The following is a 16,903-nucleotide window of genomic DNA, read 5'->3' as shown; positions in this document are numbered from 1 at the left end:
ACAAAAATTAACTACTTGGAGATTTCGAGTATCATAGATCGATCACCACTGTCAGAAAACAGTCGTGTTCTGAAATAAAAAAGGCCGGCCCGATTCCGGGCCGGCCTTCTGATAACTGCCGCTACGACCACTTTATGGAGTGACTCTCCTTACCTGAAAAGCACACCACAGCCTCAGCGGCAAACACTTGATAAAGTTAGCGGAGAAGGATCATCTTCTTCGTCTCGGTAAAGTTCTCAGTCTTGAGACGATATAGATAGATACCACTCGACATCCCCGCAGCGTTCCATTCGGTCACATGATAACCGGCATCGACCGTCTTGTTCACGAGCGTTGCCACAAGCTGGCCCTTCACGTTGAAGATATCCAGCCTTACACGTGACTCGACCGGCAGGCTGAAGCTGATCAGCGTTACCGGGTTGAACGGGTTCGGATAGTTCTGGGAAAGGCCGAACATGTCCGGGGTCTCCCTCTCGGTGAGGATGAACCTGTCACCCGCGCTGAAGACATCTCCGCTCTCACATGACCTGGTCACGACATTGGAGCCCTCATCATAGGTGGTCCCCGTCTTGACGACGTTGGTCACCTCGAAACAGAAATCTACTTCGACTTTCTGTCTGCCGGATACGATTGTGACTGTGCCGTCTACTCCCGTAGTCCCGGTCACTGTCGCGGTCGTAGGCGCACTGAAGAATCCGTACACTACCGCGCCGGATACTGGAGAACCGCCTCCATCGAGAATAGTCACCGTAGCATTGCCATAGAGCTTGTTCCTGGAGCCGGTCTGGATCACGACTATATCGTCTACATGCGTGTAGACCGTCGAACCCGGATCGGTAACGGTGATATAACCACTCTCTATCGCATCGTCCGTTCCATACTCGTTGGTAGCTGTCAAGGTGACAGTGTATGTCCCGGCAGCGTTGTACGTATAAACAGGGTTCTGCTGGGTAGAGCCGCCTCCGTCACCGAAGTCCCAGTTCCAGGAAGTCGGAGCGTTAGCTGACTGATCCACGAATGTTACTTCGAGAGGATAGTCTCCGGAGGTCGGAGTACCCGTGAAGGCAGCAACAGGCGCTGAGCCTGATGAGCCACCCATGACCTCGATATACATCTCGTCGATGCTGACGGCATCGTTGGTCAGGTTGCCCCAGCTGCGATCACTGTCGAGGACCCTGATGTAGACCGTGCCACTCGTTCCCGTGGGAAGCGTGGCCGAATAGGTCTGCTCCGTGGTGCTGGCGATTGTCACGAGGTTGTTGTAGACCGAACCGTCGGTCGAATAAGCGAAGATGAAGTTGTCACCATCGCCAGTACTCGTCCTGGAACCTTCCACGGAGAAGGTCACATCTGAGGAATTCGCCGGAACATTGAACGACCACTTGTGTTCTGCATAGCTGTACTGTTTTCTCGGATGACCTGTGTAGGTCACCTCGGTGATGGTCTCGCGGCTGTTGTCGCTGGCGAATGTGTTCGCGTAGCTTCCCGTCACTGTTCCGATCACCGGGATATCAGCCGACGCGTATACCTTCTGGGTAACGGACTCTTCCACTGTGATGTAGTCTGTCATCGTAATGGCATCGCTGCCACAGCTGTTCGTCACCGACAGGCTTACAGAGTACGTGCCCGGATCGGCATATGAATAGGAAGGATTCTGCTGCGTTGAAGTTCCACCGTCGCCGAATGTCCAGGCCCATGAAGCGGCGCCGGTCGATTCGTCGGTAAAATTAACCATCAGCGCGGCGTAGCCCGAAGTCGGCGTTCCGCTGAACGCTGCTGTCGGTGCCACACAAGGATCGACCGTGATATAACCGTTCTTCGTGATACCGTCAGAACCGACTGCATTGCTCACACTGAGGCTGACATTATAGCTGCCGGCAACATTGTATGTGTACGAAGGGTTCTGCTGAGTCGAAGTACCACCGTCTCCGAAAGTCCAGGACCAGCTGGTCGGTGTGCCGGTGGACGCGTCGACGAAATCAACTGTCAATGGCTCGATGCCGCTCACAGGACTGCCTGAGAACTCGGCTACAGGAGCGACAGGTCCGCCGCCGCCTACTGCCGCTTCAGCATCTACCATTCCGTATCCGCTGTAACGATCCCAGCCACTACCCGACTCGACGTTCACTACGTCGATCGCCGTGTTGCGCAGCTCGTCACGGATCTGGGCGGGCGTCCAGGTCGGATTCTTCGACTTTACGAGAGCAGCTACTCCGGCGACGTACGGAGTCGCGCAGGAGGTTCCGTTGAAGAACGGGGAATAATCGCCACTTGCGTATCCGCCGTTGCCCTGGATATCGGTCGTCGGCAGAATCGTCGGACCGAGTATGTCGACTGCGTCAGAGCCGTCCTGGTTCGTCGAGCCGTAGCACGATCCCCACCAACGCTCACCGTCGCAGGTATACCCGTTCGGGTCGGTGTCGACACCGGGATTACACTCTGTCGAACTGCTCGAGCTTCTCTTGCGGTCGCCGCAAGGAGATGCCGCACCGATCGCCATCACGTCGGGATGGCAGGCGGGATAGCTGATGTAGTTGAAGTTGTCGTTACTCGTCGCGGCGACGATGAGACAACCAGCGTTAGCAGCGTACTCAAGTGCCGCATCCGTTGCCGGGAGCTGGCCTACGTTCGCGTACGCGCCGAGGCTCATGCTGATCACATCGGCCCCATTGTCGGCAGCCCAGTAAAGGGCGGCGTCGAGGTAGGAAAAGTAAAGTGATCCGCCACTGTCGGCGCACTTGCAGGGCATGATGCTGACGCCCGGAGCAGCGCCGCAGGCCCCGAGTCCGTTATTCGCTATCGCTGCCGCCACACCGGCACAGCAGGTGCCATGACCAGGCGCGTTGGAGTCGTCATCAGGATTGCTGTCGTTATCGCCGAAATCATATCCCGCAACCTGGTTGAGGTCAGGGTGACCGGCGTCAACACCGGAGTCAAGGATTGCGACGATCACTGACGAGCTGCCGTATCCCTGGCTTCCGTCCCACGCCGCGGGCGCGTTGGCGTCAAAGCCTGGTGTTCCCACCGTGTTCGGCAGGGTATGGTCGTATGTCCCGCCCCAGTCGAGGTCGGGCAACTGTGCCGTATTGTTATGACCCCAGTGGTCGGCGTACATCGGATCGCTCGGGGTCACAGCGGGGAATGCCCTGTAATCGGGCTTCGCGTATTCAACATTCGGATCGGCCGCGAAACGCGCCACGATCGCTTCGATATCGGCACCTGGCGACAGGTCTACCCGGAACCACCTGTCCACTCCAAGCTGTACTGCCGCTATCTTGTTCTTCGGCTCCATGTAGGGCCGGGAGATCTTCAACACACCGAATTCGCGGCTGAGCGCGTCGACCGTAGCAAGACCGGTCAACCCGTCTGCAGGTTCGGCACCTTTCTGGAAATTTATCTTGAGACTTGAGACTTTGTAGCTGGCAGAAGTAAACTGGACAAAAATCCTGTCCGGAGCATAAGGCAGGACGTTTTCTCCTGTCCCGACAAACCCTCCCTGAACGGGAGCGAAAACCCTTGGGGAATCTGCCGCACTGGCGCCGAATAGAGGCGTCAAGATCATCAGCAGGCAGAAAGACAGGGCGATGAATTTTCGATGCATTCTCTCTCCTAACCGTTTGCGTCGCTGCTCCGGGGATGGTATCGGTGAATCTGAACCCGAAGATTGGACGGTGGGTGTTGAGGCCTGGACAGACCTGTAGCAACATGAAACGGCGGGTAAAATCCTCCTCTCACAATTGGCTGTCAGACGTAAGCCGATTTACGATTATAGTCCCAAGCCCCGTATTCGGCGAAAGAGCCGCACGATCTTTCACACCGACAGGAATTGGGATGTTGAATGTAAGTTTCACCGAGATAAGCTATTTTATCACATTCGAAGCAGTATAGTCTACAATAAAAACGGAAGGTAAAATCGGGCCACACGACATGGCCCGATAATAGATTTCATGTCTTTACACGGCTGTCAGGCTCGATCTGTCAATCAACACCCATCAGGATAAGATCAGTCTGCTCATCGCCCGCTACTACTACTTCGCCATCCAGGGTGATGAAAAGGTCGATCTCGCTTCTCGTGGCCATCTCACCTTCCAGATAGATGCCCGGTTCTATCGAGAAACAGATGCCTGGCACCAGCTGGCGCTCGTCCTTTGTCTCGAGGTTATCGATATGCACTCCATTGCCATGGACTTCCTCACCTATCGAATGCCCCGTCCTGTGAATGAAATAGTCTCCGTATCCAGCCTCTTTCACAACGTTACGGCAGGCGTCATCGACCTCCCACCCGAAGCATGGACGGTCCTCGGCAAAACACTTGCGCACGAATTCAACGGCCGCTATTCGTGCGTCGCGGACCGTGTTGAATATCTCGACATATTTGGCCGGAGGATCTGTGCCGATAAACCCGCACCATGTGATATCGTAAAAGATCGACCCTGGTTCCTTGCACTTGCCCCAGAGGTCTATGAGTACGCAATCACCTTTTTTGAAGGTATAACTTCCATCTTCAGTCGGCTCGAAATGGGGGTTGGCCGGGTGATCGTTCGCCCCGACTATCGGGATATCATGCCCGGGATCGATCCCTTCCTCATCGAAACGACGGAGGATATACTGCGCGATCTCGTACTCGGTGACATCCCTTCCCTCTTTTATAGCGCTGTCGATCTGAGCGAAGGCTTCGTTCTTTATGCCCTGGATTATATCGCAAGCCTTTAAGTGGCTCTGGTATCCATCCTCATCGATTATCGCTTCGAACAACTGCACCAGATCGGACGAGGAGACTACCTCGTGACCGCAGCTTCTGATAAGTTCGACAGTGCCCGCATCTACGATCGAAGTATACGGGATATTATTCAGTGGTGAGTACTGCATGGCGATCGACTTCGGCTCGCCGAGAATCTCCCTCAACTTCGCGTGAAGCTCTTCCCACGGATGGTAATAGACCTTTTTCCCGGGAAGTGAGTCGAGCTTGGACATCTCCACCCTGTGAACCAGCCTGACGGCCTCACCCTCTGCCGGGATAAAGTAGAACCAGCGCCTGGATGTCATCTTTTCGAAGTCCAGCCCGAGTATCCTGTACGCGAGATGATCCCGGTTGTGAAAATCGTAAAACAGCCACCCATCCACACCTTTTTCTTTCAATGCCTTTTGAATTGCCTGGAGATCCATCGTCATCCTCCCTCTCTGAATCCTGAACCTTCTTCGACGTCAATCATGACTGGACTTTGTGCATCCTGTCCTCTATCGAATCGCCATCCGTTGATAACATCTCTCCATACTGACAAACAAACGATTGAAGTACAATCATTTTTCAATATAATGGGGACCAGTCATGAGCGAACAGATAAACAATAAGCTTCTCGAACTTCTCGCCTGCCCCGAATGCGGCACTGCCTTCACACACTCGGGTATGGAATCTAACGGCCTGTGTTGCCCCGGCTGCCACCGCGTTTACGGAATATCCGGAGGCATTCCACTTCTTATTCCTGATGACACCGACATGACTCATATCGAAGAAGAGGAAAAACTTGGCGAACTGATGGCCGACCACATCCCGTCCGGCGGGGAAATATTCCATGAGCAGCAGTGGAAGAACTCAAAAAAAGAGTACTGGGATTTCGTCAGGAAAGAACTGAAAGGCCTCAGAACAGATAGAATTGAACCGACAGACACAGGAGAATTGACAGGCAGCAGAGAGCTTGTGGTGCTGAACGTCGGTTGCGGGCTGGACACGGGATTCCTCGACCTGGTCTCTCAAAAAAGCTTGAGCGAGGGGAGCTCCGGCAGAGACCTTATGCTGGTAGCGTTCGACCTGATGCAGAGTCTGCTTGAAAGTCTGCGAGACGATTACCAGTCCAGATTTAATGTGGCCGGTGCCGTACAGGCGCTGCCTTTCGCCGACAATACTTTTGATTGCGTGTGCTGTATTGACCTGATCCACCACGAACCCGACCTTCTCGAAAAAATGTTGAGTTCATTTTTCAGGATACTTCGCCCCGGAGGAATACTGATCCTCGAGGATATCAACGCATGGGGACTTTTCCAGTTCTGGAAGTCGATCCTGTTGCCGAGGCCCGTGCATGGAGTACTTCGATCTCTTTTTCACAGGTTGAGAGGTTCGGGCCACCAGCCGGCATCGTACGAATTTCCGACGAGCGTCTTCAGGGTCAGAAAAATACTCCTGGATTCCGGGTTCACCGAAGTCACCCCCGTTCCTCAAGCCGCCTATCCCAACATCTGCCCGGCAGGCTATTCACTTTTCAGGACACTCTCCCGGCTGAAAAGGATCGTGACATACCACAACTTCCACTACATGCTTCGAGCAATAAAATAATCACCTGTCCAGGCAGAGTCGATAGCTCCTCCGACCCGGAAAGTATCCGGTCTGACAAACCGCTCATTACTTGACTTTTCAGAAAAAAATCACAATATTTAAGTAGAAATACAACGCAATACTTTCGAGGCCTCACCGCAGACAGCATTATCGCATGGCATCAGTAAATATGGATGAAAAGGTCAGGAGTACTCTCTCCAAACCCGGAGTATGGCCCTGGTAGGTGAATCAGCCGCACGTCTTCCTCACTGTCCGGGGCCTGCTCTCATTCAATCCACGGATGAATCGAAGAAAATCAAACACATTGACAGAAAAATTGACCGGGATTATTATCAGGGATGTAAATGTATATTTGACAAAAGATTCGATTCCAGCACCTGATGGAGCCTGAATGCGTTTCCTGCAAACCATCAAGAATCGCCTGCAGACTCTTCCCCGGGCTATTTATCTGGCAGCACTGATCGTCCCATTACTTATTCTGATCTCAGCATATTATTTGACGGTATGGAAATCTGTTGCTTCCTTTGTCGTTGCCCTTGACCACAACAACCAGTTGTTCCAGGATTTTCTGGGCCACTACTACCCGATGGCCAGAACCATCCTTCACACATCAACGCCTGTTCCCGGGTATTTTTATTCAGCATTCTTTGCTCTTTTGCTTGTGCCTTTATGCGCTCTTAAACAGATGCCGGCCATGTGGGGTTGGGGAATTTTGCAGGCCATCAGCCTGGTGACATTGTGTGTTCTTCCCCTGGTCAGGCTGCGCCGTCTGAAACCAGGTAGCATCGCTCTTTACGCCGGAGTCTTGATTACTTCCTTCCCAATACTGCACAACACTAAATGGGGACAAGTGAGTGTGATGCTTGTTGTCTGCGTTGTCGCTGCATTCCACGCCTATGCGGGAAAGAAGCGTGTCCTGGCGGGTATCCTGCTCGCTGTTGCAGTAGCAATCAAATATTACCCGGCCGTATTTCTGGTGTACTTTATTATAAAGCGTGACTTCCGTGTCTGCGCCAGCTTTGCTATTGCCCTATTTGCCCTCTATGCTTTCCTTCCAGCCACTGCAATGGGTCTGCAACCGTGGATAGCATTTGAGAAGGCCAGAATTGCGACCATGCCCGATTTGGAATGGATCCGTCATGATGTCAACTCACAATATTTTGGCCATGTGGCGGATAGATGGAGCCATCTTTTAGTCAAGAAGCCTGTTGGCACCATGGGTGCGCAAATACTCTCTGTGGCCGGTTATGCTGTCTTCCTGTGCAACCTGGCCCTTCTCTGGCTGATGGAGCGGAAGAATCTGAAGGATAAATACACCCTCTCACTTGTATTACTTTTTCTCTCACTTCCCTTCCTCATCAAGACTTCCTGGCCGCACTACTTCAGCTATCTACCTTTCTGCCAGATCGTGATCTTGACATACCTGACATCGGCCCGATCTTTTTCCAATGTATGGAAAGGGGGCCTTCTCCTGCTGCCCTTGTCATCGATCGCGTGTTCCAGTGTTTTCGTTTTCAACTGGTTCCCACACTGGAAGGTCTACAACGCTTACGGGATGATCTTCATCGCGAATCTTTTACTTCTGGTCTGCGTTTATTTTATTGCTCTGAAAGGCCTCACCGGGACAGATCATTCATCTGACAGCAAGTGATTGTAGGCGCCTGCATTGAATAATATGATTGTTTTCAGTCGTTCTGCTGTAAACAATTCCTCGTTTTGAGTAACGATTTTCAGCTTCCTGTAATATTCATTGATTCGTGGATCGGCGATGACTTCGTTGTCAGTAATTATGCTTTTCGCATATCCTTCGGGTAGTTCTCTTTTAAAATGCCCTATACGCCACTTGCCAGTCACAGGCATTCGAGCCAAAAGAGGGTCAGATAGTCCCAGAGGATCGATGATGATATTTTCTGTCCCGGCGTAGTATCCAAAAACACCTATACTAGCGGCCGCAGTTATACTATTAGGAGTGTTTTTGAATTTGAGTCCCTGATAAGCCTCAGGGCAATCCGGAAATATTTTACCTTCCTTATCGCGATGAGTATACCTGTATAAAGATAGGATATCGAAAAAGAAGCCCCTCTCATCCGCGATTCCCGATTCTATAGTGCGATTATTATAGTCAAGAGGGGACTTGAACGGTGTGTGTGAGTAAAAAACAAGATACAGACAAACCATCACGAGAGTTATCAATCGATATTTATTGGAATGGACTCTGGTGAACCTCAACAGTAAAATTATGGCAGAGACCATATATGCATAGGAAAACAATCTTCCCTGCATAAAGTCACCACCGATATAAACGATGTACAAAAGATTAAGAAACACACCATACCCAAGATATCTTAAACATTTATTAGAAGATGCAACTGTGTTCAATACCAAAGCTCCGGCTATGATCGGTAAAGTGATTGTGTCAAATTTGAATGATGACTTGAAGTACTGGAGCCCTTGCTTGAATATCTCAGCTTTGTCGATGCCGGTATTCAATTTTGCATAGGCCGTGTTCGGGAATGGGAAACCATAATAGATCAAAGAAAATATAGAAAACAGAATGATAGGCAAGAAAGCAGTGACAGAAATAACAGACCATTGTTTTAATGAATAGATCCGCGAGTTCTTTAATACGACATAGATCGTCGAAGGCAATAGCAGCAGCGCCAGATCGTGTCGAACACAAATGATCAGACCAAACAAAAACAATATCATTTTAATACGGTTTTTCGCACTTATCTGCGTTTTGTCGCTGTCACGAAAAGCAAATAACTCAATATAGTTCAAAATATACAGCGCGATAATAAGGTAGGCGAGAACGTTTTCCAGGCCAGAGCTTGTGTAATCAAAAAAAGCGGTTGAAGATGAGAACAACAGAATTGAAATCAGCAAAATCATATTGTTCTTGAAAACTTTTTTTAGCACAAGATTAGTAGCTACCCATAGAATAAACGAGGCAGCGATCACGTTGAGGTAAGCATCTCTGGAAAACATACGGACAAATGCCAGCATAAAATACCACAATGGGCTCGTGAAGACCTGGACCCTCTCGTGAGGATTCCACACAGGGCCATTCCCTTCGAACAATTGCTCGATGCTTCTGAATATTATGTATGCGTCTTCAGAGACCCAGGCATTTTTCAGGAATACGAAAATAGCGATAGCAACGGCTACAAGGAATGGAATAGTTGATTTTTTAATGGCTGTCATAGAATATTCCCCTGCCCTCATCAATAGTTCTCACAGGTCAATAGCCAGCAGCGAACGCTGCTGCTCCGATGATAAGTCCGGCGACCAGGTTGATCATCTTGACAAGCAGGAAACTCCTCCGTGAATCCGCGAGCATCGGAAGCATGCCGTGGCCGTCCTGTACTATCGACCCTGCCAGCAGGACACTGAAAGGAATCAGGCCCTGGGCAAAAAGAGTGACAAATACCAGATGAGGCCCCGACTGTGGTATCAGCCCCACAAGACACGCTATGCCCAGGATGATCCATCCCCGTTCACTCGCTATTGCAAGTATGTCAAGATGCAGGTAATCGGTAAGCAGATAGAGAGCTAATAACGCACTGAAGGTCCACAGAAATATCCGGAGAAGATGTTTCCGGGCTATATGCTCCCAGAGATGCTCCTCCAGGAAATGGTCAGAGACAGTCCCCACAATAAACAGGGCCACTAACGAGGATATGAGCATCGTCATCCGCACCCAGTCCCATTCGCTTTCTCCAGGGCCGGCATGCTCATCGGTATGAACATCTTCGTCGTGGTGGACATGCTCCCCGGATGCAGCTTCTTCATCGTGGTGAACATCCCCCTCATGATGATCATGTCCTTCATGATCGTCGAGAGTCACCTGATGGCTCTCGTCGAGCGATTCCTCAGCGCCCCCTTGCACCTGAAGGTCGTGCTCTCCGTGATCGTGATGTCCTAGCTGCCCCGTTACTATAGCAGCAATGAGAAGCACGAGCATCACAGCCAGTATTCCGCGCGCCGCTGTACAGTTTTTCCACTGACTGAGTACCTGTCCTCTCACAAAGCACTGTTCGACGTGGTCCTCATGGACCACCATCTCACAGCAATCAGGGTCTGTGGTTTTTCCTGCTTTCCCCGCTTTTCCCGCAAAGATATCTGTGAGGATCCCGGCGATTATTCCTACGACAATAAGGATGCCGGCAAGGACTATCGCGGGTCCTGGGATCATGGCCAGCATGACGAAGGCCTCATCTCCGCTGGTAGCTATCATCGCCGTGACTACAGCACCCAGCGTCAGTACTCCGTGTGAATACATCGCCACAGCGGCAAAGGCTCCCAGACAGCCCGGGATCGCGCCGAGAATCGCGGCGAAGATGTATTTCCCGAATCTACTCCTGGCAAGCCTGTGCTGCCATGAGCCGCTTGTCAGAACATTGAGAAATTCGATAACGAGCATCATGACGAAGACAAAGCCTGTTATCATAAATGTATTTCTCAGTACATCGATCATTACACGATCCTTTCCGCGCAAGTCCGATCGGGATTATAGTTGAAGAGCTTCTGACTTTCAATTACCATTTGTACGACAGGTCTCAACCGGACTTTCAATTACCGTCTTGCCGATGGGCAGTGTGAAAGGGATGGTTCCGATGAACAGAATCGCCGCAGTCCTATGTCTTCTGGCACTCGTATCGTTTACTTCCTGCTCGGGGATCTCGGTGGAAACCGACTTCGACCCGGATGTGGACTTCTCGATCTACAAGACCTACAAATGGGTCGATTACAGTAAGGATTCTCAAAAGGGGATGATGAGGGATCCATTGGTCAAAAAACATGTCATAAGCGCCGCGAACAGGGAACTGACCGAAAAAGGGTTCGTACCGGCGGGCGACTCCAGACCCGACCTTCTTATCGCGTTTCATGTAGGATCGAAAAAGAAAATCGATGTCGACCACCACTACTACCATTACGGCAGGCGAGGACATTGGCGCGGTCCTGATGTCAGGGTCCACAAGTATCGCGAGGGAACTTTGATCATCGACATCATCGATGGTGGAAATAAAGAACTCATCTGGAGAGGCTGGGCAAAAGGAGTACTTCACGGGCGCGAGGACGCGGCTGACTACGTGGAAAAATCAACCACCAGAATACTGAGAAGGTTCCCGCCGGATGAATAAGCTCCTGATGAAACGGGCAGCTAACGAAACGCGTCAGGATAATGAAGCCGGGGGCTGATGGTGGACTATGCATTTCTGGTGTGATGGTCCCACCAGAATTATTCATTGAGCCTTCCCCTTTTCACGGCTCCCTTTCCAAACCTGTCCAGTATCCCGTCCATCACCCGGTCGAGCTTGTCCCATCGTTCTTCCCCTGGATCGCTCTCCGCGAACAATAGCCCCTGTTCAGGCTTGCCCGACCAGGAAAGTCCCCGGTCCTGATCACTGGAGAGATTCGACACGCCGACTCCTATCAATCGCTGTCTCGCACCGATCCCAAGCGCCTCCATCAGCTCCTTGGCCTCTGTATATATCTTTTTCCCCTGACAGGTCGGTCTGGCCAGAGTCACCGATCTTGTAATCAACCTGTGCCGACTGTCCTTCAACTTGAGAGTCACGGTCCTGCCGCGCATATAGTTCTTTCTCAGCCGCCTGCCGACTTTCTCGGAAAGTTCCATTAGATGTTTTTCGAGGAGTTCGATCTCGTCAGTGTCTTCGCTGAGTGTGATCTCATTACTGATCGATTTAGGTGGAGAAAAGGGCACAACCTCACCACCCGCTTTTCCTGCAGCGATTGACATCAATCTCTCTCCGAACTTCCCGTACCGTTCCCTGACGAACTTCGGAGCGAGCCTCCCGATATCGCCGACCTTTTTTATTCCTGTCTTCGCCAGTTCCTCTTCGCTTTTCGAACCTATCCCGGGGATCTTTCCTACTGGAAGGGAAGATATGAACTCCATCACTCTTTCCGGCGGAATTATAGTAACGCCGTCAGGTTTGTTCATATCGGAAGATATCTTGGCTACCAGCTTGCTTACCGACAACCCCACTGAACAGGTGAGCGAGGTACTGCCGAAAATATCCTTCTTGATCCTGAATGCAGTCTCTTCAGGTCTTCCGAAAAGCTTTTCAGTGCCGGAAAGATCGACATAAGCCTCATCTATCGATATCTGCTGAACCAGGGGAGAATATGAGTACAGGGTCTTCATCACTTCATGGGAAAGTTCCGAGTACCTTTTCATCCTGCCGGGCTGGATCACGAGCCCGGAGCATAATCTCTTCGCCTGGAATATCGGCATCGCTGAATGGATGCCGAATTCGCGGGCCCTGTAACTCGCCGCGGAAACAACACCCCGATTGGAGCTGCCACCTACAACGACCGGCTTCCCGCGAAGCTCTGGAAAATCGAGGACCTCTACGGAAGCGAAAAAGGCATCCATATCAATATGGGCTATCACCCTTTCCCCCGGCCCCCATTCTCCAGATCCTGCAGGATAGACATTCCTGTCGTTTGAACGGATGATACCATCCGAATAGTCGGTACCAGCCGAATTGTCGTTATTACTCTCATCTGTCATGAGGAGATTATACACAAACCCGGCCGTCAGGTCTCTGATTTACCGGGACAACAGACTGTCGCCGCCTTTGTTGTATTGTGTGGTGATCCCATCGACCGATTACTGGTCCTTGTACATACCTTTGATCGCGCCCCAGGTAGAATTCTCTACACCGATCTCACAACTCTGGTTGATCGCAAGATAGGTAATAGGAATCAAAGCCTGAATCGGATAGGCTTCCTTACAGGTAGTCGACAACAGATTGCCCGACCGAAGCCATTCATGCATCGTTATAAAACCTGTCGCACTCGCCTCTGTCGGCAAGAGTGTAAACTGGAAGACCCAGGTCCACTGAAAACGACAGTATTCATAGCACATTCTGCCCCCTTCACCGAACCAGTCGAAATCCTCTTCGAGTTCGGCGGCAAGGATATGCTCAGTCATGCCGATCACTTCAAGCCATTCAGGCTTTTCCAGCCTGAATTCGACACACGTCACTCCCTGCAGACTGGGAAGGACCCAAACCCACAGGGTAAACGGCTTATAAGCGGTTATATACTCATCGCAGTCACTGTGCAGTCCGTCTACGTACAGCCCGATATAGACCCTGTTAGGCCCGGCACTGACGGGCGAAATCAGACCCGCACACAGCACTACAAGGATAATTATTCCTGACCCGCGGAACATCCCCTATCCTTCGTTGCAGCTGTAGCCAATCAATTTACCGAAGGCAACTCCTTAAAATATAACGATCTACATTCCTAAGGAATTACCCCCGTTTTTCTTTCGGCGGTATTCCCCACCGATGCGTAAGTATAACATATTCCATGAATTAAGTAAATCAGTTTTATCGGTTTCAAGGTGGTATCAGTTATTGATTGTGATGTATTTTCACCCTGTTTACCGATATCTCGACAGCTCCATTGTCAGGTGCATCTTCGGCGACTCTGATCTCGCAGGAGATCCTGCCGGAGTCCCCCGCCAGATATTCGCCCACCATTCCAGCCACACCTCTCGCGAGCGATTCCGCCTGGGAAACTGTCCTTGCCAGGGCGCTCACGATTACCGGGGAACCAGCATCTCCAGCCTGATTCAACCATGAAGCTGCCTCGACCAGAAGAAGACGGCCCCGGCCAGTCCTGTCTGTGGCATCTGGCCCCAGTCCCGCGTCCGCGCCTGAGAATATGAGTCTCAGATAGTCGCTATCACTCAGCATGAACGGAAGAAGGTCGAATCCACTGCCTACGTAAGTCCGCTCATTCCCTGCTCGATCAGTACTCTCCATGATGGATGAATATGTCAGTCCGGCTGTCGCTGGATCCCCGGCGTCTGTTCTTCCATCCCAGACGATCTCCCTGGGGATGTCGCCCCTGCCTGAAAACGTCCTGACCTCCCTGCCCCTGGAATCCACGATGGTCATGCTCCAGCTTTCTGACTTTCCCTTTTCCGGCCTGAACACAGCGACATTGTCGCGGGAAAAACATCCCAGCCATGGCCTCGCGACACAACCGGGCCTTCTGAATGCCGTATCCCTTGTCAGGGCCATGAACATGTCCATCTTCTCCCAGCTGTCCTTCCACGAAAGGCCTGGAGCCTTTCTCATCGCCATATCCAGTTTAATACCGGGTCTCTCGAACCGTATATTTATCCTGTCTTCCCCCTCTATCGTAAGATCACCCAGGATGTTTCCCCCGATCCCACCCTTCAAAGCAAGGGTACTTTCAGACGTGTCGTTGACCAGGCTGTCCGGAACACTGCCACACCAGGCGTTCGCCATCCCCGACACCACCCATGATCCGGAAAACGTTCCGCAGAAGGGCCCGGCAAGGGCCAGGGCCAGTACACAAAGTACAGATACCTCAGTTGTTCTTCTGATCAGGTTCATACGCCTGTCCATCATCGACCCACTCCTTCCGGGTTTCCCCTGCTCCTCTTAATTCGATATGCCAGCTTTCCTGCGACCGCCATTCAGTCTGTAATTGAATATTATCCTGCCCCACTGTTCGTTGACCTGCCCCCCGGAGAGAGGTTCGAACCTCCAGTCCATAACTGCTCCGACCGCGTTCAGGTCGAAATCCTTGAATCCCGATGTCCTCTCGACAAGGATGCTTTCCTTAACGCGGCCATCGGGAAGGACCATGAAATGGAGCTGCACCGTCACTTCTATTCCATCGTTCTTCGCCCACTCCGGATATTCCGGCAGGACGCGTTCTATAAGTGCTCTGTCCGATACGGGACCGCTGAGAGATAACCCGGCGCTGCCCGCATCGGGCATCTCGGCTCTGACCGGCATGGTCTTTTTTCCAGCAGATGGTATATCGACAGGCACGGCCTTCAGCATACCCGGCCCCTTATTCTTTTCTCTGGCGAGCGCTACCGGCCGTCCTTCCCCACGCCTGCTATCCCTGTTCAGCCTGACAGGCCTGGTTGAGGACCTTCCTGCTGCCGGAGGCGCCGCAATCGACCGGACGATGTCGACAGGGGGGAGGACAGATGCGTTTATCACTCTCTTTTTGATCGTCCCGATCATAGAGCCTGACAGTCGTTCACTGATCCTCCTGCCCGTCTCGACGACCGCGGGTATGTTCCGGACTTCCGGCTCGGTTGGATCTGTATCCATATCTGATTCTATATCGGCAACCGCGACCTGTACGGGTCGATCGGCCACCTGCACTGATTCGTCGAACCACGTGATCTCGGTGAGCTCCGAAACATATTCGCTCTCTACGGCAACCGATCTCATAATGATGAAGACCACTGCCACCAGGATATGAATAGCAATACTGAGCAGCCCGAGCCTGTTCGTCCTCCGCTGTATCTCGGCCAGTTCCAGACTTACAGAGTAGGTGTCCATTCTATCCCTTTCCCTCCCTGTGTAGTGGCGATCGCAAGCCTGTCCGCACCGGCTTCTCTCGCTTTTTTGAGCACATCCTCGACCATCTGGTACGGAACGTCTTCATCAGCCCTTACAACTACAATGATCCCCTCATCCTGACGACCGGCAAGGATCCGGCCGAGTTCATCCGGAAGGTCACCACGGGATACGATCATTTTGTCTATCGATAGCTCACCGGTGATACTGAGTGTGATGCTGAGTCTGTTCTCATCTTCCATTCCCCGGGTCATCGCCTGGGGAAGGTTCACACCCAGGTCGGAGATCGAAAGAACGGGAGCCGTGATAAGGAGGATGATGACCAGCACCAGCGCGACATCTATTATAGGTGTCACATTTATACCGGCGATCCCCGGACGTGTATCTATTATCCTTCCGCGCATTTCTATCTCCCTCTTACCGCTATTCCCCCGGCTCCGCACAATTTTGCCTGATCGATGACATTCACAAACGCTCCATGGGAGACTGATCCCTCACAGGTGATCAACACCTGACTTCTTCCCGGATCTATCATATCCCTGATCCTGTCCCCAAGAAACGGTCGATGGACGATCAGTCCATCCACACTCACACTGTCTTCGGAGACAATATTCAACTCGATCCGTCTCACTTCTCCAGCCATATCGATCTCGGGTTCTGTCGAATCCCTCAGCCCGATGCTCGACTCCAGAGCCAGTGGAGTAAGAAGCAGGAGCATCACTACTATCACGAGTGAGACATCTATCAGAGGCGTCATATTTACTCCGTGCATCGGCTCTGTTCCGTATTTTTCCTCTTCTATGAAATTCATGCCATGCTTCCCATCTCCATCAGAAGCGCCCGGAGGCTTCTAGCGTTATTTTCCGCCACGGTCAACATCACGTTCATCCTTCGCGAAAAATGGTTGTACAGAAGAATGGCAGGCACTGCTATTACGATGCCGCCAGCTGTCGTCAGGAGAGCTTCGGCCACGCCGGCGGCGACTACCGAAGGTGCCGCGCTGCCCGTAGAGGCCATATTGGAGAATGCTCTCATTATACCCCAGATAGTACCGAGCAGACCCACCAGGGGCGCTATCGCGGCCATCGTGCCCAGCACGCCGAGGTTCTTTTCGAGCAGCATCTTCTGATGGCTGAGGCTGATCTGCATCCTTTCTTCGGCCGGTTCACCAGACGGGTCC

14 protein-coding genes are annotated in these 16,903 nt (G+C 51.8%); 3 read left to right on the top strand and 11 right to left on the bottom strand.

The window, feature by feature from the left end; translation table 11 throughout:
- Window positions 1-196: 196 nt before the first annotated feature.
- Window positions 197-3,601: a S8 family serine peptidase gene (locus KOO63_01645; GenBank protein ID MBU8920539.1), complete on the bottom strand. Its 3,405-nt coding sequence runs from the start codon at window positions 3,599-3,601 to the stop codon at window positions 197-199.
- Window positions 3,602-3,978: 377 nt separating this feature from the next.
- A complete protein-coding gene (locus tag KOO63_01640) occupies window positions 3,979-5,166 on the bottom strand; it encodes a M24 family metallopeptidase (GenBank protein ID MBU8920538.1) in 1,188 nt (395 codons plus the stop codon).
- A gap of 163 nt (window positions 5,167-5,329) precedes the next feature.
- On the opposite strand from KOO63_01640, the gene KOO63_01635 reads away from it, so the two are divergent.
- Both KOO63_01635 and KOO63_01630 read left to right on the top strand, forming a co-directional pair.
- Entirely contained in the window at window positions 5,330-6,331 is a 1,002-nt protein-coding gene (locus KOO63_01635) for a methyltransferase domain-containing protein (protein ID MBU8920537.1), read from the top strand.
- 391 nt (window positions 6,332-6,722) lie between these two features.
- Window positions 6,723-7,982 (top strand): DUF2029 domain-containing protein, encoded by a 1,260-nt coding sequence (locus KOO63_01630; GenBank protein MBU8920536.1) that lies wholly within the window; start codon window positions 6,723-6,725, stop codon window positions 7,980-7,982.
- Here the strand turns inward: KOO63_01630 and KOO63_01625 are convergent.
- Together KOO63_01625 and KOO63_01620 are read right to left on the bottom strand one after the other, a co-directional pair.
- Entirely contained in the window at window positions 7,961-9,535 is a 1,575-nt protein-coding gene (locus KOO63_01625; protein ID MBU8920535.1) for a hypothetical protein, read from the bottom strand. The two genes, KOO63_01630 and KOO63_01625, sit on opposite strands and share 22 nt — an antisense overlap.
- A 37-nt stretch (window positions 9,536-9,572) precedes the next feature.
- Entirely contained in the window at window positions 9,573-10,808 is a 1,236-nt protein-coding gene (locus KOO63_01620; GenBank protein MBU8920534.1) for an arsenic efflux protein, read from the bottom strand.
- 139 nt (window positions 10,809-10,947) lie between these two features.
- Here KOO63_01620 and KOO63_01615 point away from each other — a divergent pair, with 139 nt between their 5' ends.
- A complete protein-coding gene (locus KOO63_01615; GenBank protein MBU8920533.1) occupies window positions 10,948-11,475 on the top strand; it encodes a DUF4136 domain-containing protein in 528 nt (175 codons plus the stop codon).
- A gap of 98 nt (window positions 11,476-11,573) precedes the next feature.
- Here KOO63_01615 and dinB read toward each other — a convergent pair whose 3' ends face one another.
- The 7 genes from dinB to KOO63_01580 all read right to left on the bottom strand — a co-directional run.
- The gene (gene dinB / locus KOO63_01610) at window positions 11,574-12,872 is read right to left on the bottom strand and encodes a DNA polymerase IV (GenBank protein ID MBU8920532.1); all 1,299 of its coding nucleotides are present in this window, start codon (window positions 12,870-12,872) and stop codon (window positions 11,574-11,576) included.
- Between the two features lie 99 nt (window positions 12,873-12,971).
- Entirely contained in the window at window positions 12,972-13,538 is a 567-nt protein-coding gene (locus tag KOO63_01605; GenBank protein ID MBU8920531.1) for a hypothetical protein, read from the bottom strand.
- Window positions 13,539-13,722: 184 nt separating this feature from the next.
- Window positions 13,723-14,751 (bottom strand): hypothetical protein, encoded by a 1,029-nt coding sequence (locus tag KOO63_01600; protein MBU8920530.1) that lies wholly within the window; start codon window positions 14,749-14,751, stop codon window positions 13,723-13,725.
- Window positions 14,752-14,784: 33 nt separating this feature from the next.
- The gene (locus tag KOO63_01595; GenBank protein ID MBU8920529.1) at window positions 14,785-15,705 is read right to left on the bottom strand and encodes an energy transducer TonB; all 921 of its coding nucleotides are present in this window, start codon (window positions 15,703-15,705) and stop codon (window positions 14,785-14,787) included.
- Window positions 15,687-16,127: a biopolymer transporter ExbD gene (locus KOO63_01590; protein MBU8920528.1), complete on the bottom strand. Its 441-nt coding sequence runs from the start codon at window positions 16,125-16,127 to the stop codon at window positions 15,687-15,689. Before KOO63_01590 ends, KOO63_01595 begins: the two co-directional genes overlap by 19 nt.
- Window positions 16,128-16,129: 2 nt before the next feature.
- Window positions 16,130-16,534, bottom strand: a complete 405-nt coding sequence (locus tag KOO63_01585) for a biopolymer transporter ExbD (protein MBU8920527.1) — start codon at window positions 16,532-16,534, stop codon at window positions 16,130-16,132.
- On the bottom strand, window positions 16,531-16,903 hold a 373-nt coding region (locus KOO63_01580; protein ID MBU8920526.1), incomplete at its 5' end, for a MotA/TolQ/ExbB proton channel family protein. The genes KOO63_01585 and KOO63_01580, both read right to left, overlap by 4 nt.

The sequence above is a fragment of the Candidatus Latescibacterota bacterium genome (genome assembly GCA_019038625.1).
Classification (GTDB): Bacteria; Krumholzibacteriota; Krumholzibacteriia; order Krumholzibacteriales; family Krumholzibacteriaceae; genus JAGLYV01.
The sequence above is the reverse complement of the archived record's forward strand: the minus strand, read 5'-3'. Positions and strand labels throughout refer to the sequence as shown.